The sequence below is a fragment of the Sphingomonas sp. NPDC019816 genome, from assembly GCF_050274375.1.
Classification (GTDB): domain Bacteria; phylum Pseudomonadota; class Alphaproteobacteria; order Sphingomonadales; family Sphingomonadaceae; genus Sphingomonas.
On sequence record NZ_JBNNOB010000240.1, the window covers coordinates 1 to 2,517 of the forward strand.

The 2,517-nt window shown below is 66.2% G+C and carries 2 protein-coding genes; both read right to left on the reverse strand.

What is annotated here, in order from left to right; all coding sequences use genetic code 11:
• Positions 1-174: 174 nt before the first annotated feature.
• Positions 175-903 (reverse strand): IS21-like element helper ATPase IstB, encoded by a 729-nt coding sequence (gene istB, locus ACQKJZ_RS18990; protein ID WP_427733220.1) that lies wholly within the window; start codon positions 901-903, stop codon positions 175-177.
• Positions 890-2,401, reverse strand: a complete 1,512-nt coding sequence (istA, locus tag ACQKJZ_RS18995) for an IS21 family transposase (protein WP_427733222.1) — start codon at positions 2,399-2,401, stop codon at positions 890-892. Before istA ends, istB begins: the two co-directional genes overlap by 14 nt.
• Positions 2,402-2,517: the final 116 nt, after the last annotated feature.

The window sequence follows — 2,517 nt, forward strand, 5'->3', positions numbered from 1 at the left end:
TGTCAATCGGCGTGCAAAAAGGACCCCCTATCGGCGTCCAAAAGGGACCCCCTTCGTCGAGCAGCGTGACGGGTATGGCGGGTGCACCGTTTGCGCTGGTTGCGGCGTAGGGCGGGCGTAGCCCGACCGGAGGCGCAACCAGCGCGAAGCGTTCTCTGCCGGTGGTCCTGGGCGTCAGCTTCGATGTTTGAAGCGCCAGCTGTCGTTGCCGGTTTCGACGATGTCGCAATGGTGGGTAATACGGTCGAGCAGTGCGGTGGTCATCTTGGGGTCGCCAAAGATGGTCGGCCACTCGCCAAAGGCGAGGTTCGTGGTGACGATGACGGAGGTCTGCTCGTAGAGCTTGCTGACGAGGTGGAAGAGCATTTGACCGCCCGAGCGTGCAAAGGGCAGGTAGCCAAGCTCGTCGAGCACCACGAGGTCGAGGCGCGAGAGCTGGGCCGCCAGCGTGCCGGCCTTGCCAAGGCGCGTTTCCTCCTCGAGCCGGTTCACCAGGTCCACTGTGTTGAAGTAGCGTCCGCGGGCGCCGGCTCGTACCACATTGGCAGTGATGGCGGTGGCGAGATGCGTCTTGCCGGTACCCGTTCCACCGACCAGCACGACGTTGCGTCGGCCCGGAAGAAACGAGCCGCTGTACAGCGAGCGCACCAGTCCCTCGTTGATGGGAGTGTCGCTGAAGACGAAGGCGTCGAGGTCCTTCACCGCGGGCAACCTGGCGGCCGACATCCGGTAACGGACCGAGGCTGCATGGCGGTGCGTCGCCTCGGCACGCAGCAGGTCGGTCAGGACCTCCATGGTCGTGCGCTTGCGCTGGAGACCGGTAGTGACCGCCTCGTCGAAAGCGCCGGCCATGCCCTTCAGCCCCAACTCGGTCATGGCCGTCATCATCTCATGCCGCTGCATGGAGGCCTCGCAGGCTGTCATAGCGGTTGCAGTCGGCGCGGGGCGGATGGCGCAGCGCCAGGTCTTCTGGCGTGACAATAGTCAACGGTCGCGGCGGTTCGCGCCGGCGGGCCAGGATGTTGACGATGACGTCGTCGCTGGCGACGCCGGCCAGCAATGCTTCGCGCACGGCCGCTTCCACCGCCTCGAGTCCGTCGTCGAGCACCGCGGCCAGCACCCGCACGAACCGCCGGTCGGCATCGTCACCGACGCCAAGCTTGCGCCGCAGTCGTGCCAGCGCAGGCGGCAGCTCCCAGCCCTGGAACGGCGCGCCGTTCCGCAGGGCGCCCGGCTTGGTCGCCAACACCGGCAGATAATGCCACGGGTCGTAGATGGTCCGGTCGCGGCCAAAGAACCGGGGATGGTCGGCGACGACTTCCCCATCGCAGCGCACGACGATGCGGTCGGCATAGGCGCGGACCTGAACGGCACGTCGCACCACGCTGGCAGAAACGGAGTAGCGGTTGCGGTCGAAGCTGATGAGGCATGTGCCGCTTACCGCATGCTCGCTCTCGTGAAAGCCGTCGAAGGGTGCGACAACAGGCTGGAGCACGCTGCGCTCGGCAGCCCAGGCCTGAGCAACCGTCAGTTCCTTCTGCTCGGGATGCTGGTGCAACTCTGCCCAGCGCCGACACTCGGCCTCCAGCCAACCGTTCAGCTCCTCGAGGCTGGTAAATCGCAGGCGTGGCTGGAAGAAGCGGCCGCGTGCGGTTTGCACCTGGTTCTCGACCTGACCTTTCTCCCAGCCCGACGCCGGCGAGCAGGCGGTCGGCTCGACCATGTAATGGTTGGCCATGACCAGGAAGCGCCGGTTGAAGACACGCTCCTTGCCCGTGAACACGCTCGTCACCGCCGTCTTCATGTTGTCGTAGATGCCGCGCGTCGGCACACCTCCGAAGAAGGCAAACGCCCGCGCATGCGCGTCGAACAGCATCTCCTGTGTCTCGCGGGGATAGGCTCGCACATACATTGCCCGCGACGCGCATAGCCGGACATGCGCGACCTTCACCCGCATCGGCTTGCCCGAAATCTCCACGTCCTCGTGGCTCCAGTCGAACTGGTAAGCCTCGCCCGGCCGGAACAGCAGCGGGATGAACGCCGGTGCATTCATCACATCGCGACGTCGCGCCCGGCGCCAGCGGGCCGCATAACGCCGCACCGCGTCGTACGAGCCGTCGAACCCCTCGCGCAGCAGCAGGTCGTGGATGCGCGTGAGGCGCAGCTTCTCGCGCCGCGGCCGTGCCTCATCTTCCTCCAGCAACGCATCCAGTCGCGCCTGAAATGGCCCCAGCTTCGGCAGCGGCTGTACCTCCCGCCGATACCCCATGTCCGCCTCCGGCGCCCGGATCGCCTTGCGCACCACCTTGCGCGACAGGTGCAGGTCCCGCGCTATCGCCTTGATGGCCTTCCCCGACGCGTGCTCGCGCCGAATCCTCAACACCGTCTCCAATACCAGCATCCCGATCTCGCCGCCTGACACACCGCCAAGCGAACAGCCTAGACCAACGGGATGAGGGGTCCCTTTTCGACGCCGATCACCCCGCTACCGGGGTCCCTTTTCCACGCCGATCCACA